The 25048-nt window shown below is 52.0% G+C and carries 26 protein-coding genes, 1 tRNA gene and 1 pseudogene; 13 read left to right on the top strand and 15 right to left on the bottom strand.

Features of this window, described 5'->3' with window-relative positions; genetic code table 11:
• Positions 1-81: 81 nt before the first annotated feature.
• The 4 genes from FD737_RS03955 (at position 82) to ybiX (ending at position 5163) form a co-directional block, all read left to right on the top strand.
• Positions 82-1494: an EmmdR/YeeO family multidrug/toxin efflux MATE transporter gene (locus FD737_RS03955; protein WP_160832776.1), complete on the top strand. Its 1413-nt coding sequence runs from the start codon at positions 82-84 to the stop codon at positions 1492-1494.
• 135 nt (positions 1495-1629) lie between these two features.
• Positions 1630-1797, top strand: a complete 168-nt coding sequence (locus FD737_RS23675; RefSeq protein ID WP_166932180.1) for a hypothetical protein — start codon at positions 1630-1632, stop codon at positions 1795-1797.
• 361 nt (positions 1798-2158) lie between these two features.
• A complete protein-coding gene (locus FD737_RS03960; RefSeq protein ID WP_160832777.1) occupies positions 2159-4438 on the top strand; it encodes a catecholate siderophore receptor Fiu in 2280 nt (759 codons plus the stop codon).
• A gap of 47 nt (positions 4439-4485) precedes the next feature.
• A complete protein-coding gene (gene ybiX, locus FD737_RS03965; RefSeq protein ID WP_097116735.1) occupies positions 4486-5163 on the top strand; it encodes a PKHD-type hydroxylase YbiX in 678 nt (225 codons plus the stop codon).
• A gap of 253 nt (positions 5164-5416) precedes the next feature.
• Here ybiX and FD737_RS03970 read toward each other — a convergent pair.
• From FD737_RS03970 to FD737_RS03980, 3 genes are all read right to left on the bottom strand, one after another.
• Positions 5417-5492, bottom strand: a tRNA-Asn gene (locus FD737_RS03970).
• A 103-nt stretch (positions 5493-5595) separates the two neighbouring features.
• A complete protein-coding gene (gene mtfA / locus FD737_RS03975) occupies positions 5596-6363 on the bottom strand; it encodes a DgsA anti-repressor MtfA (protein WP_160832778.1) in 768 nt (255 codons plus the stop codon).
• Between the two features lie 170 nt (positions 6364-6533).
• Positions 6534-7214, bottom strand: a complete 681-nt coding sequence (locus FD737_RS03980; protein ID WP_034824525.1) for a hypothetical protein — start codon at positions 7212-7214, stop codon at positions 6534-6536.
• Positions 7215-7803: 589 nt separating this feature from the next.
• On the opposite strand from FD737_RS03980, the gene FD737_RS03985 reads away from it, so the two are divergent.
• A complete protein-coding gene (locus FD737_RS03985; protein WP_097116763.1) occupies positions 7804-8502 on the top strand; it encodes a phosphohydrolase in 699 nt (232 codons plus the stop codon).
• A gap of 76 nt (positions 8503-8578) precedes the next feature.
• Positions 8579-8827 carry a hypothetical protein gene (locus tag FD737_RS03990; RefSeq protein ID WP_160832779.1) on the top strand — a complete coding sequence of 83 codons (249 nt, stop codon included), beginning with the start codon at positions 8579-8581 and terminating at the stop codon, positions 8825-8827.
• Between the two features lie 48 nt (positions 8828-8875).
• Here FD737_RS03990 and FD737_RS03995 read toward each other — a convergent pair whose 3' ends face one another.
• Positions 8876-10477 (bottom strand): methyl-accepting chemotaxis protein, encoded by a 1602-nt coding sequence (locus tag FD737_RS03995; RefSeq protein ID WP_160832780.1) that lies wholly within the window; start codon positions 10475-10477, stop codon positions 8876-8878.
• Between the two features lie 122 nt (positions 10478-10599).
• Positions 10600-12000 (bottom strand): DNA (cytosine-5-)-methyltransferase, encoded by a 1401-nt coding sequence (dcm, locus tag FD737_RS04000; protein WP_160832781.1) that lies wholly within the window; start codon positions 11998-12000, stop codon positions 10600-10602.
• A 127-nt stretch (positions 12001-12127) separates the two neighbouring features.
• Between dcm and FD737_RS04005 the strand changes: the two genes are divergently transcribed.
• Positions 12128-12604 carry a very short patch repair endonuclease gene (locus FD737_RS04005; protein ID WP_160832782.1) on the top strand — a complete coding sequence of 159 codons (477 nt, stop codon included), beginning with the start codon at positions 12128-12130 and terminating at the stop codon, positions 12602-12604.
• A 153-nt stretch (positions 12605-12757) separates the two neighbouring features.
• Here the strand turns inward: FD737_RS04005 and FD737_RS24105 are convergent, their stop codons facing one another.
• Positions 12758-12886, bottom strand: a complete 129-nt coding sequence (locus FD737_RS24105) for a Vmc-like lipoprotein signal peptide domain-containing protein (protein ID WP_353604531.1) — start codon at positions 12884-12886, stop codon at positions 12758-12760.
• A gap of 75 nt (positions 12887-12961) precedes the next feature.
• Between FD737_RS24105 and FD737_RS04015 the strand changes: the two genes are divergently transcribed.
• The 4 genes from FD737_RS04015 to dgcQ all read left to right on the top strand — a co-directional run bounded on the left by FD737_RS04015 (position 12962) and on the right by dgcQ (position 16188).
• Entirely contained in the window at positions 12962-13873 is a 912-nt protein-coding gene (locus tag FD737_RS04015) for a DUF808 domain-containing protein (RefSeq protein WP_034824501.1), read from the top strand.
• 36 nt (positions 13874-13909) lie between these two features.
• Positions 13910-14044 carry a hypothetical protein gene (locus tag FD737_RS24015; protein WP_255253243.1) on the top strand — a complete coding sequence of 45 codons (135 nt, stop codon included), beginning with the start codon at positions 13910-13912 and terminating at the stop codon, positions 14042-14044.
• Positions 14045-14224: 180 nt separating this feature from the next.
• The gene (locus FD737_RS04020; protein WP_034824498.1) at positions 14225-14404 is read left to right on the top strand and encodes a YodC family protein; all 180 of its coding nucleotides are present in this window, start codon (positions 14225-14227) and stop codon (positions 14402-14404) included.
• Positions 14405-14535: 131 nt separating this feature from the next.
• Positions 14536-16188: a cellulose biosynthesis regulator diguanylate cyclase DgcQ gene (gene dgcQ, locus FD737_RS04025; RefSeq protein ID WP_097116785.1), complete on the top strand. Its 1653-nt coding sequence runs from the start codon at positions 14536-14538 to the stop codon at positions 16186-16188.
• On the opposite strand, the gene FD737_RS04030 is transcribed toward dgcQ, so the two are convergent.
• From FD737_RS04030 to FD737_RS04040, 3 genes are all read right to left on the bottom strand, one after another.
• Entirely contained in the window at positions 16185-17405 is a 1221-nt protein-coding gene (locus FD737_RS04030; RefSeq protein ID WP_034824481.1) for a glycosyl transferase, read from the bottom strand. The genes dgcQ and FD737_RS04030 overlap by 4 nt on opposite strands.
• Positions 17406-17428: 23 nt before the next feature.
• The gene (locus FD737_RS04035) at positions 17429-18226 is read right to left on the bottom strand and encodes a mannosyl-3-phosphoglycerate phosphatase-related protein (protein ID WP_097116786.1); all 798 of its coding nucleotides are present in this window, start codon (positions 18224-18226) and stop codon (positions 17429-17431) included.
• Between the two features lie 360 nt (positions 18227-18586).
• Positions 18587-18820, bottom strand: coding sequence for a DUF2525 domain-containing protein (locus FD737_RS04040; protein ID WP_160832783.1), 234 nt, complete (start codon positions 18818-18820; stop codon positions 18587-18589).
• 319 nt (positions 18821-19139) lie between these two features.
• On the opposite strand from FD737_RS04040, the gene FD737_RS04045 reads away from it, so the two are divergent.
• Together FD737_RS04045 and dsrB are read left to right on the top strand one after the other, a co-directional pair.
• A complete protein-coding gene (locus FD737_RS04045) occupies positions 19140-19298 on the top strand; it encodes a YqaE/Pmp3 family membrane protein (protein ID WP_034824466.1) in 159 nt (52 codons plus the stop codon).
• Between the two features lie 67 nt (positions 19299-19365).
• Positions 19366-19560 (top strand): protein DsrB, encoded by a 195-nt coding sequence (gene dsrB, locus FD737_RS04050; protein WP_160832784.1) that lies wholly within the window; start codon positions 19366-19368, stop codon positions 19558-19560.
• A 78-nt stretch (positions 19561-19638) separates the two neighbouring features.
• Here dsrB and FD737_RS04055 read toward each other — a convergent pair whose 3' ends face one another.
• From FD737_RS04055 to fliO, 6 genes and pseudogenes are all read right to left on the bottom strand, one after another.
• Positions 19639-21345 (bottom strand): methyl-accepting chemotaxis protein, encoded by a 1707-nt coding sequence (locus FD737_RS04055; protein ID WP_097116788.1) that lies wholly within the window; start codon positions 21343-21345, stop codon positions 19639-19641.
• A gap of 176 nt (positions 21346-21521) precedes the next feature.
• Positions 21522-22157: pseudogene (rcsA, locus tag FD737_RS04060) on the bottom strand (transcriptional regulator RcsA).
• A 629-nt stretch (positions 22158-22786) separates the two neighbouring features.
• Positions 22787-23575, bottom strand: coding sequence for a flagellar biosynthetic protein FliR (fliR, locus tag FD737_RS04065; RefSeq protein ID WP_160832785.1), 789 nt, complete (start codon positions 23573-23575; stop codon positions 22787-22789).
• Positions 23575-23844, bottom strand: coding sequence for a flagellar biosynthesis protein FliQ (fliQ, locus tag FD737_RS04070; protein WP_034824451.1), 270 nt, complete (start codon positions 23842-23844; stop codon positions 23575-23577). The genes fliR and fliQ overlap by 1 nt, the downstream gene beginning before the upstream one ends.
• A 77-nt stretch (positions 23845-23921) precedes the next feature.
• Positions 23922-24653 (bottom strand): flagellar type III secretion system pore protein FliP, encoded by a 732-nt coding sequence (gene fliP, locus FD737_RS04075; RefSeq protein WP_034825234.1) that lies wholly within the window; start codon positions 24651-24653, stop codon positions 23922-23924.
• The gene (gene fliO / locus FD737_RS04080) at positions 24653-25048 is read right to left on the bottom strand and encodes a flagellar biosynthetic protein FliO (RefSeq protein WP_034824448.1); all 396 of its coding nucleotides are present in this window, start codon (positions 25046-25048) and stop codon (positions 24653-24655) included. Before fliO ends, fliP begins: the two co-directional genes overlap by 1 nt.

The following is a 25048-nucleotide window of genomic DNA, read 5'->3' on the forward strand; positions in this document are numbered from 1 at the left end:
TTAGTGGCCTATCATCATTATTGCTCTTCTTCCTCTCCAAAGTGATTTGGTACTCCCTTGCAAAATCCTGGCGTAGCAGTGATGCGGGCGGTCAGAAATACGGCGTGGTATCCGAAACGTCGCTCTTATCGCACGCTGTTGTGGCGTGAAATTACCCCATTAGCCGTGCCCATCTTTATTGAAAACCTCTGTGTGATGCTGATGGGCGTCCTGAGTACTTTCCTCGTGAGCTGGCTGGGGAAAGAGGCGATGGCGGGGGTCGGTCTGGCCGACAGCTTCAACATGGTGATTATCTCCTTCTTTGCGGCGATTGATCTCGGCACCACGGTGGTGGTGGCCTTTAGCCTCGCCAAGCGCAACGGCAAACGCGCGCGCGCAGCTACGCGGCAGTCGCTGGGCTTGATGACGGTGCTGGCATTCGTGCTGGTGATCGTGATTGAGATCTGGGGACATCTGATTATCGATGTTATCGCGGGCAGCGCGGAACCCAAGGTGAAGGAACTGGCGCTGAGCTACCTGCAAACGTCGGCGTGGAGCTATCCAGCCGCGGCGATCGCCCTGATCGGTAGCGGCTCGTTACGCGGAGCGGGAAACACTAAAATTCCGATGCTGATTAATGGCGGCATGAACATCCTTAACATCGTGATCAGTAGCGTACTGATTTATGGTGCGATGGGGTGGGAAGGGATGGGCTTCGTTGGGGCCGGGTTAGGATTAACCATCTCACGCTATATCGGCGCGGCGGCGGCCATTTATGTGCTGTATCGTGGCATTACGCCGGCGTTAAGAATCAGCATCGCCAGCTATTTCCGACGCTGGGATCGCAACATCCTGATGGAAGTGCTGGGGATCGGGGTGCCGGCCAGTATTGAGTCAGTGCTGTTTAACGGCGGTAAATTGCTGACGCAGATCTTTGTGGCAGGCATGGGCACCAATGAAATCGCCGGTAACTTTATCGCCTTCTCCATTGCCACGTTAATTAACCTTCCGGGCAACGCCCTCGGTTCGGCTTCCACCATCATTACCGGTAAGCGGCTGGGTAAAAATCAGGTGATGCAGGCGGAAAGGCAGATTAAACATGTGTTCTGGCTGGCGATGATTGGGCTGTGCACACTGGCCTTGATCACCGTACCACTGGCGGGCACGCTGGCTAGATTCTACACCCGCGACCCTGAAGTTATTGAAGTCACCAAACACCTCATCTGGCTTAATGCGGCCTTTATGCCGATCTGGACCGCATCCTGGGTGCTACCTGCTGGTTTGAAAGGCGCGCGCGATGCGCGATACACCATGTATGTGTCAATGTTCAGCATGTGGGGTGCGCGCGTGGTTGCCGGCTACGTGCTGGGGATCATGCTCGGTATGGGCGTGGTCGGGGTGTGGCTGGGCATGTTCCTCGACTGGACAGTGCGCGGTGTGTTCTTCTGGTTCCGTTTGACCAGCGGCAAATGGCTCAATAATTACCGTCGTATGCTGGCGAAGAGCCGGGCATAACGGAGTGGGCCGTCGTAGCAGACGGCGGCCTTCAATATATGCATTAATTGGGATTCAATCGCATATCTTATCGTTTTGGTTATAAAGCAAGTTAGGTTTTACTGTCAGGGTCAACCCTTACTGGAGAACCTGACGATGAAAACGACGCTGTCACAGTGGTTCCATCGCCTGATCAACGCCACATCACAACCCGCTGAAGAGCGTGAGTTCGATCTCAGCAATCATATTGATTTGCTGATTCCGGTCAGCCAACTTTATGGCATTGAATTCCATCCGTCGGTGTATCGCTACTATGAGCGATGAACGCCTGCATCACGCTATGCGATACAGTTACTGGAATGAACTGTGCGCGCTGCTTAAAAACCCGCTGCCCTGTCCAGCGGGTTTTTTGTGCCTGAATATTAGCCCTTCCTGACGACTTCTTGAGCAAACCCTGACGCAACCCTCCTGCTGGCACTGATTGTATTAATTATGTAAGGCTACCGTAAAGAAACTTATTCCCAAGCCGTTGCGCTTCATGCAAGAATAAAAAAGTAAATGATAACCATTGGCGTTATCGTTTAGGTGTTGCATCTCAAGGCAGTGGAGATCATGGCACCTTGAGTGTTTTGGTTTGCTTGATGCAATAAGCCCGTCAATAACGATAAGAAATTTACTTTTTAAAATGGATAACAATCGCAATTTGCCGTTTGGCAGTTTCAATTCGCTGACCCTGTTCACCGGGCTATGTATTGGTATTTCTCCTGCTGCTGCTCTGGCCGCTGATAATGCCAACAAAAAATCTGACGACACTTTAGTGGTGACGGCGCAAACGCCTTCTCTGTATGCGCCTAATACTTCTGCCGACCCCAAATTTACCCGTCCGCTGGTGGATACCACCCGCACCATGACGGTCATTCCTGATCAGGTGATCAAAGATCAAGGTGTCAATAACCTGACCGATGCGCTGAAAAATGTGCCGGGGGTGGGGGCGTTCTACGCCGGGGAAAATGGCAGTTCTTCGACCGGTGATGCCGTGTATATGCGTGGCATGGATACTTCAAACAGCATTTACGTGGACGGCATTCGTGATATTGGTAGCGTGACACGCGATACCTTTAATACTCAGCAGATTGAAGTGATTAAAGGGCCGTCTGGCACTGATTACGGTCGTAGCGCGCCGTCGGGTTCAATTAACATGATCAGTAAGCAGCCGCGTCTGGATACGGGCCTGGATGCGTCGGCCAGTGTCGGTAGTGCGTGGATGCGCCGCGGTACGCTGGACTATAACCAGACCTTCAACGACAACAGCGCGTTTCGCCTCAATCTTATGGGCGAGAAAACCCACGATGCCGCACGCGATAATGTGCAAAATAAGCGTTATGGTGTCGCGCCTTCACTGGCATTCGGTCTGGATACATCAACGCGTTTGTATCTGAACTATCTGCATGTGCATCAGAACAACACACCAGATGGCGGCATTCCGACCATCGGCCTGCCGGGATACTCGTCACCGACTGCAGCTACCTCTGCACTTAATCATTCGGGTAAAGTGGCGACCAGTAATTATTACGGCACCGATTCCGATTTCGACAAATCCACCACCGATAGCGGCACTATTCGCTTCGAGCACGATCTTAGCGACAGCACCACGATTCGCAACACCACGCGCTGGTCGCGAGTGAAGCAGGAGTATCTGCTGACCGCGGTAATGGGCAGCACCATTACCACGCCAAATCCTAATGATGTTGGCACCTGGACCTGGACGCGCAACGCAAACCTGAAAGATGTCAGTAACCGCATCCTTACTAACCAGACCAATATTACCTCGAAATTCTATACCGGTTCAGTGGGGCACGATGTCAGTGCTGGCGTGGAGTTCACGCGTGAAAACCAGACCAACTACGGCGTCAACGCCATTACTGCGCCTGCGGTTAATATCTACCATCCGATCAGCAGCATTTCCGTGGGTGGGCTGGATCGCAACGGCGCCAATGCCAACGGGCAGACCGATACCACCGGAATTTATGCCTTCGATACGCTGGCTATGACCAAAAACTTCGAGCTGAACGGCGGCATTCGTCTTGATAGCTATCACACTGATTATGACAGTGCTACGGCGTGTGGCGGCAGCGGGCGCGGTGCGCTGGCGTGTCCAACGGGCATCGCACGTGGCACGCCTATCACCACCGTTGATACCGCCAAGTCTGGCAATCTGGTGAACTGGAAAGCGGGTGCGCTCTATCGTTTGACCGAGCAGGGCAATGTTTATGTCAACTATGCGATTTCTCAGCAGCCTCCGGGTGGAAGCAGTTTTGCGCTGGCGGCAGGTGGCACCGGTAACAGTGCAAACCGTACTGATTTCCAGCCTCAGAAAGCTAAATCAAGCGAAGTGGGAACCAAATGGCAGATTCTGGATAAACGTCTGCTACTGAATGCTGCGCTGTTCCGCACCGATATCGAAAACGAAGTTACCGCGAATGACGACGGCACTTACTCACAGACCGGTAAAAAACGCGTTGAGGGCTATGAGCTTTCAGCTACTGGCAACATCACCCCAGACTGGGAAGTGATTGCCGGTTACACCCAGCAGCACGCTTCGGTGAAAGAGGGCGCAGCCGTCGCTCAGGATGGTTCATCTGCTATCGCTTATACACCGAAACACGCCTTCACCTTGTGGACGCAATATCAGGCCACTGATGCGATTTCTGTTGGTGCGGGGGCGCGTTACGTGGGCAGTCTGCGTCGCGGCAGCGATGGCGCGGTAGGCACGCCAGACCATACTGAAGGTTATTGGGTGGCAGATGCGAAGCTGGGCTACAAGGTTAATAACAACTTCGATCTGCAGCTCAACGCGTACAATATTTTCGATACCCACTATGTGGCTTCCATCAATAAGAGTGGATACCGCTACCATCCGGGTGAGCCACGTACCTTCTTGTTAACGGCAAACGTACATTTCTAAGAGTCAACGTGGGGCGTTCGCGCCCCTATTTATGAGAGAACACCGCGATGATGTATCACATTCCTGCAGTGCTGACGCCTGAAGAGGTGGCAAATTTCAGTTCGCTGCTGCAACAGGCCGAATGGATTGACGGACGCGCCACGGTGGGCAGCCAGGGCGCAACGGTAAAAAATAATCAGCAGATTGATACGCGTACGCCGCTTTATGATCGGTTGCAAACAGCAGTGATGCAGGCTTTGAACAACAACCCGCTGTTCTTTTCTGCTGCACTGCCGCGCTCTATTTCTACACCGCTGTTTAACCGCTACGAACAGGGTGAGACCTACGGTTTTCACGTTGATGGCGCGGTGAGACATAATGGTGCTGCCGGGTGGATGCGAACCGATCTCTCGGCCACGCTGTTTCTCAGTGAACCTGACAGTTATGACGGCGGCGAACTGGTGATTGAAGACACCTATGGTCAGCACAAAGTGAAATTACCTGCCGGCCATCTGGTGCTTTACCCTTCGAGTAGTCTGCACTGTGTTACACCGGTGACGCGCGGCGCACGTGTGGCCTCGTTTCTGTGGATTCAGTCGATGGTGCGTGATGATAAGCAACGCGCCATGCTCTTCGAACTGGATCGTAATATCCAAAGCCTTAAAGCGCGTCATGGCGATAGCGAGGAGCTGCTGTCTCTGCTGAATATGTATCACAACCTGCTGCGCGGTTGGACGGAAGTATAGCGAATGAGGGCAGTTGCCGAGTGCTCGTACACAACCTGATGGCTCGAAGGTTCATTTTTGAACCTTTGGCGTGTTTTCATTGGGAAGGTGGGCGTCAAAAATACATAAAAGGGTATGCAAGGTTCAAACATGACCCTTTTGCGATCAGAATCTGGCACAGGATGTCGATGCCAGTTTTTTAGAGACGAGGGAACGCAACGTGATGAAAAGCAAAAAACCCGCTCAGGTTTCCCTGAGCGGGTTTCTCTAAATATGGCTCCTCTGACTGGACTCGAACCAGTGACATACGGATTAACAGTCCGCCGTTCTACCGACTGAACTACAGAGGAATCGTGTGAACGAGGCGCATAATAATGGCACCTCATTAATGTGTCAACAGCTTAAAATACATTTGTATTCAACTGGCTAGCAATAGTACAAAGCGATCGCGATTTAAGCAGAACCTGCTGCAAGACGCGCCATCGGGTCCTGACGATAAAACTGCTGTAAGTGGCGATACATCGCAGGAAAGCGATTCGCCAGCAAATCAGGGGCAGTGAAAAAGTATTCCGACAGCACGGCAAAGCATTCGGCAGGATCACTGGCGGCGTAGGGATCGATGGTTGCCGCCTGTTCGCCGACCAATTCAACCTCTGCTTCGATCTCTTCCATCGCCTGTAGCAGGTCTTTCTCCCATTGGGCGACATCTCGTAAGGGAATGACGGGAATACCGCTGGTGTAGCCACTGCCGCGTGCATCGAGTTTATGCGCAATTTCATGGATGACGAGGTTGTAGCCGGAAAGATCGAAAGAATCCTGTATATCCAACGCGTTTAAGACTACCGGGCCTTGTGTCCAGCTTTGACCGGCATGCACCGCTGGCGCCTGGTGGACTAAGCCGCTGCTGTCTTCCCAACGGTCATCGACATTGAACGGTTCGGGATAAATTAACACTTCATGAAAGCCATCCAGCCACTCCAGACCGAGCTTCAACACGGGCAGGCAAAACAGCAAGGCAAGACGTGCCAGCTGCCGCTCATCGAGTTGCAGCCCATTCAACAGCGAGATTTTTTTTTGTTGCAGAAAGCGTTGGGCAAGCGCGGTCAGGGCACTTTGCTCATCAGGTGTGAGCAGCGAAAAGATCGGTTGCGCCATTGCCTGTTGCCAGGGAAGCGCTGTGACGGTGGCATCTACCTGCGCATTCCATGGCCATTTGAACATCGCGCGACTCACTCTGCAGGGCTGAAAGGGTTATCCTGACGCGGCAAGATGAAAAATACCAGCGCGGAATCAAAGCCGTGTATTCAATCAGTTACTACAGGGTTTTTCTGTGATTAAGATGGCAAAGCAGGAAAATCACCCTCGCCCGAGCGGGAGAGGGCGGAAGACAGTTAACTCTCGCGTTCAACGCGCTGGAATTCGATCACCCAAACCCACGGGTTCACTTCCCAGCTGGTGGCGCCATACTGCTTTTGCCACGCTTTACGATAGGCTTCTTTCGGGGATTCAGCGTTCATGTTCATCGTGAAGAAGTTATTCAGGAAGTGCGTATCGGTCTGCACGCCCTCAGCCATAATGTCATCTTCGCTAATGTCCTGAATTTTTTCAGCGCGTACCGAGGTAATGGCCAAATCAATACGGCTGGCCCAACGCGGCATATGAATCGCTGTTTGCCAGCCAAACTGCTCGGCATGCTCTACATCCTCATCCAGTTGACCCAGTTCATTGCTGTCAGAACGATATTGACAGAACGCAGGGCTACGGAACGGCAGAGGATCGCGTTCATATTCGGCGAGTTGCTCTTCCGGTACGATGGGGCCGCGCCAGGTTTCACGCACCCACAATCGATCGCCCGCCTGTCCAAAGGGACAGTGAGAGCTGACATCTGCCATCGACATCAATTTATAGCCATGCAGATGGTTGGCGCTAACGTCAAACGCATGGACGCCTTCGTGATGATCCTGACCCGGACCAAAGGCCTGAGTTTTCATGATGCGCCGGGTTTGCGTTTGCTGGCCAACCAACAGGGCGCGGACCCGCTGTTCGGAAAAAAGAATCGGCCGTTCTTTCATTACGTACCTCATGTAGTTTTACTCACCCGGAGAACTCCGACAATCACCTGCAACCGCAGATGAGAGAATTAGCATAATGGGTTTGAATCAATTTGCTTAATAATTTGTCGCCTTACTATCAGGCAATTACTGCGTATTCCGGTTTTAAAAATGGCTCTTAAGCAAAATCCATGCTGTAAGTACCTTTGCAGGTGAGAGAGAGCCAGAAATATTCCCTATACAGTACGTTATAACGGCCTGGATGGGAAACTTTTCAGATTTATCCATGGGCGTTTATCGCTTTTACCCTGAGTTATTAAGCATGTTTAACTGGAATAATTCAAAAGCGTGAATATTGTTGATGGATGAAATAGATTACGCCTGTTTAACAGAGTTATTTAACTTAAATGACGCTAAGGAAATGCCTAAAACGTGATCTCCGCTGGGAAATCGGCATTAACAGCGTTATAACAAGATCGGGATCGCATTTTTACGCTTTGCACATCCAGGAGGGATGTAAAAAAAGTGTCACGATCAGGCCGCTATGATGTCCCCAGGAGCAGCACCCTGAATTGGCGGTGCTTTTATAACAGCAATAAGGAGAAGCACGATGTCACTCACCCGCTGGCAACAACGCTACGAGAACTGGCTGCAGCAGAACTGGCTGCACGACGATAAAGCCCATGATATCGCGCACCTGCGCCGTGTCTGGATGAGCGCCACGCGCATCATGCAGCACAGTGCAGCCGATCCGATGGTGGTCCTCACCGCCTGTTACTTCCATGACGTGGTTAACCTGCCAAAAAACCACCCAGAGCGCCATCTGGCCTCCACCTATGCCGCTGAAGAGACACGTCGAATTCTGCAGCAGGATTTTCCCGACTTCCCACCGGAACTGCTGGATGGCGTCGCCCATGCCGTTCAGGCGCACAGCTTTAGCGCACGTATCACGCCACTGACGCTGGAAGCAAAAATTGTTCAGGATGCCGATCGCCTCGAGTCTTTAGGTGCTATCGGCCTCGCACGTGTTTTCTATACGGCCGGAGCGCTGGGCCGTCCGCTGTTTGATAGCGAAGATCCATTAGGAAAAGAACGCGAATTAGACGATGTGAAATGGACGCTGGACCACTTCCAGAAAAAACTTTTACGCTTGCCAGAAACCATGCAAACCGAAGCGGGGCGCATGTTGGCAGAGCATAATGCCGATTTCCTGGTGCACTATATGGGCAAGCTGTGCGCGGAATTACAGGGCAACCTGACCAGTATTGATGAATCCGTATTAAGGGATTTCAGCCCCATACACTCGTAATATTAAATTTTTATGACAGTCTGTTAACTTTCATCTTCTTCCGCTACGTTGTTGTAAATCAAAAGGGAGTGTGAAGATGACCGAGACCGTTAACTTAACCATTAAAATTGACCCGGCCCTGAAAGAGCACATCAAACAGTTAGCCGCCGATAACCAAATCTCCATGAGTCAGGAGATCGTTAACCGCCTGCAGGCCAGTTTACATGCTGTTGAGCAACCGGCGGTTGATAGTCTGAATACGGAAGAAGCGGTGACCGAGCAGCTCACTGCGTCTGAACTGAAGCAGGTGCGTATGCTGCTGAAGAAAGGCAAAAAGAAGAAATAAGCGACATTTAAAAACCCGTCAACTTGACGGGTTTTTTTATCTTTGTACTCAAGCGGCATCAACGCGGAATTGCTGTGCCCGCTGGGCGAGCCGGTCGGAGAGTTCGCGCAGCTGTGTCGCAGAATTGACCTGGTGGGCGTTGAGCGCTTCGTTTTGCTGTAGCTGATTACTCATCTCCACCACTTCGTGCGCAATTTTGCTGACGCGGTGGCTTTGTGCAGTGCTATTTTGCTGCAACTCATCGAGCTGCGTTACGACCCCCGAAACCGCACCGCTGATTTGTGTAAACAACACTTCCAGCGCTTTCACTTTGTCAAAACCATCATTCACATGCTGCTGAGTGTGCTGAATTAAACCATCAATCTGACGCGTTGATTCACCACTCTTTTGCGAGAGCAGCCCCATCTCTTTGGCGACAACGGAGAAACTGCGACCGTACGATCCGGCGTGGGCGGATTCAATCGCGGCATTCAACGACAGCAAACGGGTTTGCATCGACAGGCTATCCAGCATGCCGACAATTCCGGCGATATCACTCGAAGCTGTAACGATCTGCTGCATTTTGAGTTCCATATTGTCGACTTCCGTGGCGCAGTTGCGCATCAGAGCATCGGCTGACTGCGCCTCCTGCGTGGCCTGCTGCGAGAATTGCGCACCAATTTCGACTTCTTCAGACACGCGATGTAAACGCTGTGACAGATGGTGGAAGCTGGCATTCTGCGCCTGGTGTTGCTGCATCACCTGTTCATTATGCTGCTGCATATCTTCTGCACCCGCCGCCACGCTCACAGCAACGGTATTAATGTCGCTGACAATCTGCTGCAGACCGAAACGCATTGATTCGATCGACTGAAACAGCTGGCGCGTCTCTAAGCACTGGCGGCGTGGCGTATCATGACTCGGGACTAAATCACCGGTGGCAATCTGCTCCAACTGCCGGTTGGCACGACGCAGCGGCAATAGCACGCCGCGCATCAACAGACTGGAGGCCAGCACCAGCAGCGCCATCAAAATGGCACTGACGATCAGCGACATGTTGCGACTCTGCTTTAGCGTACTGAGGGTATTTTGATTGACGCTGCTCAACTGATGGTTGGCTTGTTCAATCTCGCTGAACCAGGCATCGTTAAACTGCTGCTGGAATGCCTGCATCGGCACCATAAAGAAGGCATTGATGTCATTGGCCGCTAACCCTTTCAACTGCTCTTGCAAACCTTCCGCTAACATCCCAAAGCCCTGAGCCAGCGGACTGTGTGCTTTAGCATGGTAGGCGGTGAACAGTGCCTGCGCTTTTTTTAACGAATCATCAGAAGCGGCCGCCAGACTTTTCCAGCTATCGACTGATCCACTTTGCTGATCCTGCATTAAATAGATACCAGCACGGTGGCTGTTATCACTGGCGGTGAGCAATTCGATACGTGCTTTATCCAGCAGGGCCAATCTTTCCCGCAGTTGGTTGGCTTGCTGGAGTGACGTTTGTGTCTGGTTAACGTGATTGCTGAGCAGCAGTACGCCCGCGAACTGCAGGAGACAGAACAGCACGATAAACAGCAAAAATTGGTTACGAAGACTGGTGAGCCAAAGCGGCAAACGCCATGTAAGACGTGTACGTAAACGCAGCGGTAACGAGATTACAGAAAGGAGTGACATCTAACGCCCCCAAAAATAAAAAGGAGTATTGAGAGCGGGCGTGACAGTTTGGTGACAATAGACGCGTTTCAGCGCAAAACAGCATAATACGCGTCCCTAAAGGAAATTGTGGACCTGTGGCGCTAAGTGTTTTGGCTAAGATATTGTTCGATAAGCGGCGAAAGTAACTGTGCCACAGCAGCAAAAACCGGGACCACCACTGAATTACCAAACTGCTTATAGGCCTGGGTATCCGAGACCGGAATACGGAACTGGCTTTGTCCCGGTGCCTCAAATCCCATCAGTCGGGCGCATTCGCGCGGTGTTAACCGACGCGGACGCAGAGCCATATTGCTGGCGAGCTGGAAATCCGCTTCCCCCTGCGCCTGATCCCAGCCGCGGTCGATCAGAATTTCTGAGCCGTCTTTATAGTAGCGCGCTGATAAAGTGCGGACACATACGTTGGGATTACGGGGATCGTTAAGGCCAAAGCCGAAGCCATTACCTTTAGCCTTGTGCTTTTTGGCGTATTGATAGAGATAGTTCCACAGTGTCGGCGACAGGATATATTTCGCATCTGGCGTCGGCTCCAGCAAGCTTTGCAGCGTGGGCACCTGCTGCGGATAGAGTTGAGAAAGCGCGCGCAGTGAAAAACCGTCGCTCAATCCGGTGTCACGACGAATACCCACCAGCACAATGCGTTCGCGATGCTGCGGCAGGAAATGGCGCGCATCCACCACTTTCGCGTCGGGCGTTGCGCTGTCGGCCGCATCGGCAACGTCGTAGCCAAGTTCATCCAGCGTCGCCATAATGATGGCGAAGGTGCGTCCTTTGTCATGACTCTTGAGGTTTTTCACGTTTTCCAGCACGAAGAACGGCGGCTTTTTGGCAGCGAGAATGCGGGCAACATCGAAAAACAACGTGCCCTGCGCTTCACACTCAAAACCGTGCGCACGACCTAACGCATTTTTTTTACTGACGCCCGCCAGTGAAAACGGCTGGCAGGGAAAACCCGCCAGCAGCACCTGATGGTCGGGGATGGTTTGGTCGATGTGCTGATAAATCGCCTGTTCATCAGTGAGTCCTGCGGGCTGCGTAACCAAACGAATATCGCTATTGAACTGATGCCGTTGCGGATCGCTATAGTGATTGGCTTTATAAGTACGAACCGCTTCTTTATTCCATTCACTGGTGAACACGCACTGGCCGCCAATGTGCTCGAAACCACGACGAATCCCACCGATGCCAGCAAACAGATCGACAAATTGAAATTTAGGCGCAGCGTAATGAGCAGGGCGCGAAGGCAATAACGCTTGCAGGCTGCTGACTTCATCGCTGGAAAGGGCAGGAACGGCGCTTTTACCGTGACGAATGCGATTTAGACGCGGCACGCTCCAGTCGCATCCGCCCGCCTCAGTTAAGGTTTGCACCACATCGCGTGCGGCATAGATATCGAGAACCTGCATTAACAGCGATGTGGCGTCATCCGAAGGGGCAGAAAATGAGGAGGGTGAAACCGTCGCGGCGGGATCGATAGCAAGCATGCGTTTTTCCTTAACAGTGAAGCCGCTATGCTATCACTCCTCGCGTCTTCACACACTTGTTGCGCGTGCCTTTCGCTTTCACGCCAAACCGCTAAAGTTGTAGAAGCCCCAATAAAAAGGAGACGCCATGGTCGACGTCCATTCGCAAGCTATTCGCAGCAAAAATATGCGTGCCATTCGCAATCAGGACACGGCGATTGAGCAGCGTATCGCGTTGATTTTGAAAGATCGTGGCTTCAACTATCGTGTACAAGATAAAGCGTTGCCGGGTCGGCCAGACTTTGTTTTGCCACACGAGCGGGCGATTATCTTTGTCCATGGCTGCTTCTGGCATCGTCATCACTGCTATTTATTCAAGATGCCCGCCACGCGCACTGAGTTCTGGAACGGCAAAATTAACAGCAACGTTGAACGCGACCGCCGTTATATCGGGCAGTTACAACAAAGCGGCTGGAAAGTACTGATTGTCTGGGAGTGCGCACTGCGCGGAAAATGGCGCCTTGAAGATGAGGCGTTGATTGAACGACTGGAAGAGTGGCTGCTGGCCGCCATGCACAGTGGCGAAATCGATCATCAAGGCTTGCATCACTATCGTGTTGAATAGCGTGCGATTGTTGCTTTTAGCCGCCATAACGGTTTAGATTTTCTCTTTCTCTGGGACGCGGAATCGAGCCATGAGCAGCATCAAACTGACGGTCAAACGCCTGTATCAACTCCGTGATGAGCGGATGGTGAACACCCATGCAACGGCACGCATTTATTTAGGCGAGCAACTGGTGGCCACCGAGGAGATCAGCGGAATGACGGAAAGTCCGGTCAGCAAATATGTGCACGCTGGCGATCTTGCCGGGCAAACACTTCGCGTCGAATGGGACTGTGCGGGCATCGCTGATATGTCAGTGACGGCGGTTGAGCGATGCCCCTGTTGTCAGGATCACGAACCGGAATAAGGATAACTATTTTGGCAGGAACCAGTTTACTCACGCTTCTGGATGACATTGCGACGCTGCTTGATGATATTTCAGTGATGGGCAAGGTCGCGGCAAAGAAGACCGCTGGCGTATTGGGTGATGATCTCTCACTCAATGCGCAGCAGGTCACCGGCGTAAAAGCCAACCGTGAATTACCCGTGGTCTGGAGCGTCGCAAAAGGCTCATTTCTTAATAAATTAATTCTGGTGCCGCTGGCGCTGATTATCTCGGCGTTTGCGCCCTGGCTAATCACACCGCTGTTGATGCTGGGCGGCGCTTACCTTTGCTATGAAGGCGTGGAAAAGGTGCTGCACAGCCTGAATCACGATAAGGCAGAAAGCAGCCCGGAGGCACGTCAACAGCGTCTGGATAAGCTGGCGCAGCAGGATCCGCGCCAGTTCGAAAAAGATAAAGTGAAAGGCGCTGTACGCACAGATTTCATTCTTTCTGCGGAAATTGTGGCAATCACCTTAGGGATTGTCTCTGAAGCGCCGCTGTTGAATCAGGTGCTGATTCTGGCGGGGATTGCGATTCTGGTGACGATTGGTGTTTACGGCATCGTAGCGATGATCGTGAAAATCGACGACCTCGGATACTGGCTGCGGGAAAAGTCCTCCACGCTGGCTCAGGCGACTGGCGGTGCGCTATTGGCGCTGGCCCCCTGGTTGATGAAGGTGTTAACGGTGGTGGGCACGGTGGCAATGTTCCTGGTCGGTGGCGGCATTATTGTGCACGGTATCGCGCCGTTGCATCACGCGATTGAGGAGTACAGCAGCGGCTTTCATGGCGTTATCTCTGCCTTACTGAGCAACGGTGCCAATCTGGTACTCGGCTTTATCATTGGGTCGATCGTGCTGTTGGCGGTAAATCTGGTTGCGAAAGTACGCGGTAAATCGGTATAAAGCGCAGGAATTTATCAATCACGGGTCAGGAGAACGATGATGAACGACGATATGTTTGAATTTGATATCGATGCGCAGCTGGAACAGGCTGAAGCGAAAGCGGCTGAAAAAGCCAATGAAGTCCCGGCTGATATCAGCGACGAAGCGGACTGCGAAGGTTGCAAAATCTGATTTCCCACCCGGGAAAGTGTTTCAAAGCCGATAATAATTTTTATCGGCTTTTTTTATAAACAACATTTTACACTGCTTATTCCGATTTCGTCACAGTAATAACATTATCCTATAGGCGTAAATGGGGTGCAGCTGCTATAACTTTATCCGTTCATTCAACGGAAAAAGGGAGGGCGCGGTATGACCTTTGCGATCAGTGATGAAGTTCAGCACAAAGAGGGCGGACCCACGATGGTGGTGACCGGCTATGCCAGCGGAATGGTAGAGTGTCGTTGGTATGATGGCTACAGCGTGCGACGCGAGGCGTTCCGTAGTGACGAACTGAGTCACTTATCCGGAGCGCGACAGCTGGCCAGCTAAGCGTGTGCGGGACGGTCAATCCGTCCCGTTGCGTTTTTACCTATCTGATTTTCCTTTGATCCCTGCCTGTACGACTTTTCCCCTGCTGACTACACTTTTCGCATCCGCCCTTTATTGAATAACTGTTGCCCATGCCCACTTCGCCTTTGACGCCACGCACAGGTAATCCTTTTTTGCCGGTGCATCTCTGCTTTCTGGCGGTCTTTTTGTTCTCTGCATTTCTTACTGTGCATGAAGCGATTGAGCTAAAAAATAACTATGAGGAGCGTCAGCGCGCACAACTGGCTGAAATCCAGAAAAACCTCGACAGCCGGTTTCAGGAAAGCATCGATGAATTGACGTATTACGAGAGAATGCTCAACTATGCGTTGATGCATCCGCTGGATTCGAGTCAAACGCGCGAAGCCATTACCCGCTTTCAACAATTGCGCCAGCAAACGACCTGGCAGTTAAAGTTGGCCAGCCTGCGCAGTATGCCGTTGAATGGCGTGAGTGACAGTTGGTTAATGCGCGATCCCTTGCTGCTGCGCAACAGCGATCACATCAATGCGGAATTGCGCGCCGCCATGGAATTCAGCTTTATCATGCAGTTCAGCGACCCAGGACAGGATTTTCACTCACGCTTTTGGTATATCTCGCGCGCCGGTTTTTTTATCAGTTCAAGGCCTCCGCAAAGTCCGCAAGAGCTGATAGAAAGCTATACCACCATGACGGAGCGCCCCTATTTTCGCGATCAGGCACCGGATAATCCGCAGCGCGGTCGATTGCGCTGGAGTGAAGCCTATCAAGGTGAATTTAACGAAGGGTTAATGATGACAGTGAGCACGCCGATCGTCAGTCATGGTTACTGGTACGGTGTACTGTCGATGGATTTCACCCAGGCGCGGATACATGGGCTGATGGCCGAAGCACGACACAGCTTGCTACAAGGAAAGTTGCTCATGGTGGACCGCTCGTTAAATGAAATCACTCGCTTGCATGCACCCAACGATGAGCCCTTGACGCCAGAACAACAGGAGCGTCTGGAGAGCCAAATCCGGCAACTGCCTGGAGGTGTGATGCGCCTTGGCACCCAGTTTGCCAGCTGGAGCAAATTAAAGAATGTGGACGCGTATATCGTGAATATTCAGAGCCTGAGGCAGGGGATGTCACAGGAACTTGGCCGTGTATCGCTGTTCTTGCTCGGCATGTGGTTGCTGTTTGTACTGCTACTGCTGGTCGTGCATCAGGTCATTATTCGTCTGGTGCGCCGTATGGACGATCTCTCCGCCAAACTCACCTGGCGTGCCAATTACGACGGTATGACGCGGTTGCTCAATCGCAATGCGTTCTTTGAACAGTTTGTGGCGATCTCTGCCCGCAGCCAGCAGCAGCAAACGCCCCTCGCGGTGATTCAGTTGGATGTCGATCACTTTAAGAAAGTGAACGATACCTGGGGACATGCGGCAGGCGATCAGGCATTGATTCGGGTGGCGGGCGTGATTAGCCATACGCTGCGTAAGTATGATGTGGCGGGCCGTATCGGCGGAGAGGAGTTTTGTATTGTACTGCCGGAAACTACGTTGGCGGATGCCAGTGCAATTGCGGAACGCATCCGTGCGCGTTTAGCGGCAAAAACGATTCTGGTGAATGCCAGTACCACGTTCAGCGTCACCCTGTCGGCTGGCGTGACCGGCAGCGAAGAGCAGGGCGATTATCATGCCGAGAGCCTGCAAGCCACCGCCGATCGCCGCCTGTATCTGGCGAAAACCGGCGGCCGCAACCGCGTGGTGGCAGAAGATTAAACCTTGCCTTCGTTATCCTCCTCCACCGCCTGATATATGCGCTGCAGGATATCCGGAAACGCCGATTGCACGCGGCTCCAGCTGGGAATGAAAGGTTTCTCATTGGGCCGCTCAATAAAGGATTGCCCGGCATCAAGTATCGCCTGCGTGAACATCTCGACCGCCGCTTCCTCAATATGCTGATCAAACTTCAGGCCATTCATTGTCGCTTCGTGATTGTAGATCTCCATCATATCCAGCGCATTGCGATAATAAGTGGCTTTGAGCACGCGGAATGAGTCACTGGTGAGTGGCACGCCCATGGTCGCCAGCTTGCGCAGCAGCGACTGGACAATATCATTGCTCATGCGTTTCAGGCCGCCGGTGCCATCTTCTTCTGCCAATGGTTGATGTTTATGATCGTAGTTATCGGCAATTTCCACCTGACAGGTTTGTCGCGTGGTGTAGTTGCGATAAATCTCCGACAGCACGCCGATTTCCAGCCCCCAGTCGCCGGGAATTTTGATGCCGTTCAGCACATGGGTGCGCATGGCGAATTCGCCAGACAGCGGATAGCGGAAGCTGGTGAGGTAATCCAGATATTCAGAATGGCCATACACTTTTTGTAGCGAACGCAGCAGCGGGCCGACCAGCAAGCGGCCTACGCGACCATTAAGCTTGCCGTCCGCAACGCGCGCGTAGAACCCTTTGCAGAACTCATACTGGAAAGCTGGATTGGCAAGCGGATAGAGCAAGCGCGCCAGCATGCTGCGCTCATAGGTGACGATATCGCAGTCATGCAGCGCCACGCACTGGGTGCGATCCGAGGCCAGTGTATACCCGGTGCAGAACCACACGTTGCGTCCTTTACCCGGCTGGCTCGGCGACAACCCCTCTTTATCCAGTTCAGCATCCAGCGCTTTCAATCGCGGTCCATCATTCCACAGGATGCGATGGCGTTGTGGCAAACGAGAAAAGAACTCGCGAGCAAAGAGAAACTGGTCGCGGTCAGCACGATCGAGACCGATGACGATCTCATCCAGATAAGGCACTTTGGCCAGCTCATTGACGATGTTATCCAGCGCCGGACCTTCCAGTTCTGAGAACAGGGAAGGCAGGATTAGCCCCATTTTGCGTTTACGCGCGAAACGTACCATCTCTTTTTCCAGCGATTCAACGCTGCGTTGGGTGAGATTATGAAAGTTAGTAATGACACCATTTTGGTAAAAATCACTCATTTTCTCATCCTTAGGTCAGAGAGTTATTCGGGTTGCGCGAGAAAATAGTCCAGCCCTTCACGCCAGCCCAGCGGGCCAGCATGCGCGGTGTGATAGACATTTTGTTGATCGCGGCGCGTGAGGATCACCGGGGTTTTACTGAATCCTTTAATCACTACGGCATAATCGACCTGCTCCAGCATCGGCACATCATTGGGGCCATCACCGAGGCCGAGGGTGGTCCGCTTCTCTCCACTGCGCTGTTCGAGATGCTGCTGCAGCTGCTGCAGTGCGATGCCTTTACCGCAGCCCGCGGGCATCACATGCCAGAATCGTCCCCCCTGGGTGAGCGCCAGGTTGTGTTCCGCCAGCGCCATACGAAAATCCTCCAGCTTTTCACTATCATCGCGCCAGAGTATGACTTCTGAAGCATTGCGCAGTCGGCTCTGGCTGGCTTCGGCCAGGGTTAATCCGGTGAAGCGGGCCACTTCCGCATCGCTAAAGTCGTGAAAACCGCTGAAGCGGAAAGTGGATTGCAGGGTTTTCAACCAGCGGCACAGCGCAAGATAGTGTTCACCCGGTTCCTCCGCTGCAATCTGCTCGCCATCAAAAGCGATAAACGCCCCGTTTTCAGCGATGAAAGGGGTACCGGAAAGACCCAGGCGTTTCTGTAAGGGGATCATTTCAGCGGCCGTTTTACTGGAACAGAACACCACGGGAATCGCCTGCTGTTTGAGGCGCTGCAACCATTCACTGGCGGCATCCCAGTTGTAGTCATGATGATCCAATAGCGAGCCATCGAGATCGGTCACAATCATCAGCGACGAGTTAAGTCTGAGCATCTACACACTCCTTACGCCAGGCGCGTCCGTAAAGCAGAGAGTAATCAGTATAATAGCGTTATGAAGATCACACTTTTTTGCGAGTCTGCTGCGTCAATTTCCAGGATAAATCTTAAATCCACAGGGTAACGATTAGGGACGTGCACACATTGCGCATAAAAGAAACACAGTAGGCACACGGTGTTTTCGGTAACAAATGGGGAAGGTCATGCTTTTTTGTTCGTTTTATACGCAAGATTGGGACTTGTCTTGTGATGACTAAAGCGTAGTCTGACTCAGGTGTTAAGAATTTCCTGGTGTAACGAATTCACTGATTTACTTTACCCGGCCATCCCGCCGGGTATTTTTTTGAAATCGATTTCAACGGTTAACTTCAGTGATCGAGAAGTCACGGATATCGAGTTCAAATGTTTCAGCCAGCTCGATATAAGAGTCATAGGCTTCACCATTCACTTTCACCCGGTGAGCGTGTTCCGCTTCCATGAACTCTTTAACCTCGCCTGAGGTTTTCTTCTGAATCGCTTCCAGCAATGCTTCAACGTCAATGTTCACTTCGCGCTGCACGTTGTCACTGTACTCTTTTGCGGTTGTCATGGTCGGCCTCCCAGAGGCGATGAGATTCTTTATCAGTATAGACAACGGGAAGAATGGGCAGGAAAGGGCAGATTTCAGGCAAAAAAAAAGCCCGCGCTGCGCGGGCAAAAATCCTTGTTACTTTTAGGTTGACTGCGCCTTTGGGGTTGGTGCAGTACGAAGAAGTGTACGGGCTACCCGCGTCAGAAGTCTCTCTGCGTACTGTTAAGAAAGTGAAAAGCCGCGGTTTGACAGAACTTTACCCGTCTGTCATCTCATCAATCGAATCAGCGGCTATGCTTAAAGCTTGACGATAAAGAAGTGATATCAGGGAGTTAGTATGGATTTTATTCGAATTGTGATTGCGATTTTACTGCCACCGCTGGGTGTATTTCTGCAGGTGGGCTTTGGCGGTGCCTTCTGGCTGAATATCCTGCTCACACTGTGCGGTTATATCCCGGGCATTGTGCATGCCGTGTGGGTCATCGCCCGACGCTGATCCGGATCAGGCGGCCGCCATTTTCTTCCGTTACACTGTATTCAGGACAATATCTGGAGAGTAATCAATGCAGGTGAATGACCGCGTAACGGTAAAAACCGATGGCGGCCCACGTCGCGTGGGTACGGTACTGGCAGTTGAAGGTTTTAATGAAGGGACCATGTACTTGGTGGCGCTGGAGGATTATCCGCTGGGGATTTGGTTCTTTAATGAAAGCGACCATGCGGAAGGGGTGTTTGTTGAGCCCTACGAGCAAGCTTAAGACTGCATAAAAAAATCAGGTGCACATAAGGTGCACCTGATGCATATCAACCGCTGCCATCAATGACGGCGAGAAGGTTTAGAACGTTTCCCAGTTGTCATTACTGTTCGCCGCTGCCAATGCTGGACGCGGTGTCAGCGTCGGGGCCTTCAGGGTGCCTGATGAAGGTGCCATCACTCGCGATGCGGGTGAATCGTTAAGTTTAAATGCCGCAACGGCCTGTGTCAGACGACCCGCCTGATCTTCCAGCGAGGCTGCCGCTGAAGAGGCTTCTTCCACCAGCGAGGCGTTCTGCTGCGTCACGTTGTCCATCTCGGTAACCGCCAGACTCACCTGCTGAATGCCACGGCTCTGCTCATCGGAGGCGGCGGCAATTTCCGACATAATATCGGTGACGCGACGCACCGCCTCGACGATCTCACCCATGGTTGAGCCGGCTTCACCCACCTGATGTGAACCGTTATTAATCAGATCAACCGACTCGGCAATCAGCGTTTCAATCTCTTTCGCGGCCTGGGCACTGCGCTGGGCCAGATTGCGTACTTCACTCGCTACGACGGCGAAACCACGTCCTTGCTCACCGGCGCGTGCCGCTTCTACCGCCGCGTTCAGCGCCAGAATATTGGTCTGGAAGGCGATGCTATTAATCACGTTGGTGATCTCAGCAATCTTCTTCGAGCTGCCGGAGATATTGTTCATGGTTTTCACCACGCCATGCACCAGTTCGCCACCGCTGCGGGCTTTGCCGGAAGCGTCCGCCGCCAGCTGGCTCGCGTGATGGGCGTTCTCCGCATTCTGTTTCACGGTCGCGGTGAGCTGTTCCATGCTGGCAGCGGTTTGCTCCAGCGCGGAGGCCTGCTCCTCAGTGCGTGAAGACAAATCGGTGTTACCGGCTGAGATCTCGCTGGAACCCTGATAGATGGCAACGGCGCCTTCGCGGACGGTGCCTACGGTACGCACCAGTGCGGCCTGCATCAGTTGCAGATTATGCAACAGGCTACCGATCTCGCTACGGCCATACGCTTGTTCCGGTGCGGTCAGATCGCCCTGCGCAATACGCTCAATACGCTCAACCGACTGACGCAGCGGGCTGATCACCACACGGCGGAGGAAGACGAAGGTGAGGAGCACCAATACCAGTGCAGCAGCAAAGGCCACAGCCATGGCAATAAAGCCGACGCGGGACTGGTGCGCAGCTTCCGCGTTGATCGCTTCGGCACGGTCAGTACGAATTTTTATCGCTTTCAGTAATACCGCGTTATACGCATCATCCAACTTGCGTGTCACGTCGGTTTCCTGCGCCACGATCCCTTCGAAGCTGCCTTGCTTAGCCGACTCAATCATCGGCTTCAATCCCTTGTCGATATAGTCATTGAATGCCGCGGTGAGTGGCGCATCCAGCGCGATATCCTCCGGCGTTTTCGCCTTGCGGTCCATGTAAGTTTTAAAACCGTCACGCGCTTGCTTGATGCGGGTCTCCGTGCGCGCCAGATCGGCACGATAGCCGTCCATTTCACCGATGCGGGCAGCGGCGCCGGATTGCAGCACGTTCAGACGAGCGGTACGCAAATGGTTTGAGCTATTAGAGATGCCCATACGGATTTGAATTTCATCCGTCGCATCGTTGAGGGAATTATTACTCTGGATTAAAAAATAGCTGGCGAGGCCGATACACAGGGCAAAAAGCAGCAGAATGCCACCAAAGATCATGCTGAAAAGAGGCATCAGGCGCAGGTTCTGCCAGATGCTGAGCTTATATTGCTCATCAATCGATGCTGTTTTCATATCCTTGCTCTCATTTTGGGTAGGTGTTCTGAGAACAAGCATCGGCAGTTCAGGCTAAAGGATTAGGGGGCGAAGTGAGACCTGGCTCGCAGATCCAGGCAAAACGACAAAGGGCCAATCTGCGGATTGGCCCTTTGTCGGCTACGGCTATTTACTCAAACTGTTTACATGCAGAACTATCGCACGTTGACATAAATACCGGAGGTCACATTATCGGTCAGTCGCACCACATGATAAATAACCTGTTTATTATGTGTCTTAATTTTGCGTTTTATATTACCTTTGTGTGACGATACCGTTTTGGCTTTAATTTGCATCTTGTCTGAAATTTGAATGGTGTCATGTCCTGACATCCACATTTTCAGCATATTTGATTCAGTCTGACTTAATGTCAGTGGGTGAACATCCAGGCCTGCTGAAATACGCGGGGTAGCGCTGAGTTTCTTTTGCAGGTAAGTGCCGAGCAGTGAATCCAGAGTCGAGGTTTTTACCGATTTTGACGTAATAATCAGGTTCTTACGAACGTAGAGGTATTCCTCAAAATGGATATTCGAGATCGCCATAAAGATAAAAAATAGCGTATCTGGATGCTGCATAATAATAGCACGAATACGATCGCTGGAATCGGATTCATGAATGAAGCATTCTTCATTAATAAAAACGACACCAGGCTTTAACTGTTCACATCTTTGTTGCAGTTGTTCAATATCAGAGACCGGAGTAATATTTTTCTTTTTAACTCATTTGGCCGACATATAGTCTGATAATCCCAGGCGTGTGTAGTTACATGAATCCATAATAATCGTTGGCATTATAGCGACCCTCACCAATTTGTTATCCGTTTAAATCAACGATGAATACGCGTTTGCGGTACGAGAGAGATTTCCAAAGACACTTTTTTATTCTGCTCGGCAGACTGGCGAATGATATCCGTGCGCCATCATGACTCTATCCCTGAACCCTTCTGCGAAGTTTTTTGTGTTACTTCCACGTCACTCTTGTCCCCGCGATAGTGGGAATCGCCGGGAGTTTGCATTAAGTGTGTAATTCGCTCTGTTTTTGAGAGCCCTGTCACTATCGCGCAAGTCACAGACAAATCTGATAGGACAATTCTTAAAAACATTTGAATCGCGAAAGTGTGACGTTTCAGCGAGTGTTGACAATGCCGGAAAAAAGGGATTTAGACAAGAAAAATCGCTGCAATATTTTTTTTGTTTATTAACAGCCCTTTGAGCATTTATTCAACCAATTCTCAAGGTTTATCACCTTAGGAATCGTCTGACTAAAATACGCGAAGCGCCGTTTAATAAGAATAATTTTCCCCAGAATTGCGCATTTATCAGAATAACCTCAGTTGATTTCTGAGAAATATGGTTCGAAAAATGCACAGATTGATTTTGAATACTTAACTATCGCATAAGAACTTCTACAGAAACGTTAATTAGCGTGCGCGGGAGAGTTCTGAGACAAACTGGGCGAGTAAATCAAAGACTTCGCCGAAGAGATGTTCGCAGAAGGGGGCGAGTAGCGGCATCATCATACCCAGACTGAGGATCCCCACCGTTAAGGTAATCGGAAAGCCGATCGCGAAAACCGAGAGTTGTGGTGAAACACGGTTTAACAAACCTAGTGCCATGTTTAGCGTGAGCAATAAAACAATTAAGGGTAGCGCTAACATCATGCCATTAAGGAAAATTAACCCGGCGGACTTCACCAGCGCCATAAAAGCATTGGCGTTGAGGGGTTGATCGTTAATCGGCAGAGTATGAAAACTGTCCACCAGCAGCGAAATCAGCCACAAGTGTCCGTTGAAGGTCAGAAACAGCAGCATGGCCAGCATATCGAGAAAACGCGCCAGCACGGGCATGTTAAGGCGGCTGCCAGGATCAAAGAAGGTGGCAAAGGATAAGCCCATCTGTAATCCCACGACTTCACCGGCCATACGCACCGCGGCAAACGCCAGTTGCATCGTCAGGCCAATCCCCACACCAATCAGTAATTGCTGTAACAGGATCCAGAAACCCGCAGGGGTAAATAACGTGACTTCCACCGGAGGCAACACGGGAATGACGATCCAGGTCGTCAATACCGCGAGGCCCACTTTCACGCGCTTGGGAATGGATTTCTCACTCAGCACCGGCGCACTGGCAAAGAGTGCCAGCAAACGTACCATCGGCCAGAAAAATTGCGCGACCCAATGGACCAGCTGGCTGCTATCGAGGTTAATCATCAGCCGATGATATAAGGTAAGTTGGTCAACAGATTACGCATGTAATCCAGTATCAGGTTCAGCATCCACGGGCCGGCAATCACCGCGGTGGCGGCAACGGCAAGGATCTTAGGAATAAAGGAGAGTGTCTGTTCGTTGACCTGCGTGGCCGCCTGTAACAGGCTGATGATCAGACCGCTGACCAGTGCCGCCAGCAACAGCGGGGCGGCGAGCATCAGGGCAATTCGCATTGCTTCCTGGCCGATGACCATAACCGATTCGGGTGTCATGCTGCGCTCCTGGCGTTATATGTTGCGGCCTTCAGGCCGACCGGATTGAGAGTTGCCATCGACTTCCAGGTGTGCCGCTAGGAGTAGAAACTTTGTGCCAGTGAACCCACCAGCAGCTGCCAGCCATCCACCAACACAAACAACATCAGCTTGAATGGCAGAGAAATGGTCGCCGGCGGCACCATCATCATCCCCAGCGCCATCAACACGCTGGCAACCACCAGGTCGATGATCAGGAACGGGATGAAGACGGTGAAGCCAATCTGGAAGGCAGTTTTCAGTTCGCTGGTGACGTAAGCCGGCAGCAAAATACGCATCGGTACGGCTTCCGGACCTTGAATCGGCGCGGTGTTGGCAAGACGAGCAAACAGCGCTAAATCGGCTTCACGCGTCTGACGCAGCATAAACTCACGCAGCGGTTGAGCGCCTTTGTCGATCGCTACGTCCATGCTGATTTTGTCCTGACTGAACGGCAAATAGGCGTCGCTATAAATCTTGTCGAAGGTCGGCGCCATAATAAAGAAGGTTAAAAACAGCGCAAGGCCAAGCAAAACCTGATTGGGGGGGGCAGAAGGCGTGCCTAAGGCGTTACGCAGCAAGCCAAAAACAATAATGATGCGGGTGAAGCTGGTCATCATCAGCAAGATGGCCGGAATAAAGGTCAGCGAGGTGATAAACACCAGCGTCTGCACCGGCAGTGACCAGCTCTGGCCGCCATTCGCCAATGGCTGACTGACCAGACCAGGCAATTGCGCATGGGCAACCGGTGCCAGCAACAGCAGCGGCAAGAGGGGAAGCAATCGACGCATCATTGGGGTTTTCCGGGACGTTTAACCAGATTCTGGAACAGCTGACGAAAATCCTGCGGCGCCACGGTTTTGTTCACCAGCTCTTCAGGTGGCAGCGGTGGCAGCGAATGCAGATGGGTAATTTGCTGGGCGGTGACGCCCAGCACTAAACGCGCATCGGCGGTGTCAACAATCACCACCCGCTCCTGACGACCCACCTGCACGCTGGCGCTAATTTTCAGCGCCTGGGTGTTGACGGTTTTGGGCGCAAAGCCAAGGCGTTTTGCCAGCCAACCACAGGCCAGAATCAGCAGAACAATCACTGCCAGCACGCTGCTGACTTGCCCAATCACCGAACCGGTAGAGACCACCGGCTGGCTATGAACAGGCTGGCCAATTTGCGCGTTTTTTAACAT

It is taken from the genome of Pantoea sp. Seng (assembly GCF_009829935.1).
Lineage (GTDB): Bacteria > Pseudomonadota > Gammaproteobacteria > Enterobacterales > Enterobacteriaceae > Pantoea > Pantoea communis.